The organism is Aeromonas enteropelogenes (assembly GCF_000819845.1).
In the GTDB taxonomy this organism is placed as follows: Bacteria; Pseudomonadota; Gammaproteobacteria; order Enterobacterales; family Aeromonadaceae; genus Aeromonas; species Aeromonas enteropelogenes.
The window spans coordinates 31,555-31,856 of the sequence record NZ_CDCG01000029.1; the positions used below are offsets into that span (position 1 = coordinate 31,555).

Consider the following 302-nt stretch of genomic DNA (forward strand, 5'->3'; position numbering starts at 1 on the left):
GCCGCCTTGTTGGTAAAGGTCACCGCGATGATGGAGAAGGGTGAACAGCGTTCCACCTGCATCAGCCAGGCGATACGGTGCACCAGCACCCGGGTCTTGCCCGAGCCGGCGCCGGCCAGCACCAGCAGGTTGCAACGGGGGGCCGCCACCGCGTCTCTTTGCTTGTCATTGAGCCCGTCGAGCAGGGTTGAAACGTCCATCACCACTCCTGTTTATTTATACAGGCGGCGATTATACGGCCATCCCCCCGTCAGACCAAACCCAAAGTCAGGGGGCGGGCATCGGGGGGAGGGGATGAAGGG

At 62.6% G+C, this 302-nt stretch carries 1 protein-coding gene; it reads right to left on the reverse strand.

The window, feature by feature from the left end; genetic code table 11:
• On the reverse strand, positions 1–200 hold a 200-nt coding region (locus BN1123_RS11170), incomplete at its 3' end, for a UvrD-helicase domain-containing protein (protein ID WP_042027040.1).
• Positions 201–302 lie beyond the last annotated feature (102 nt).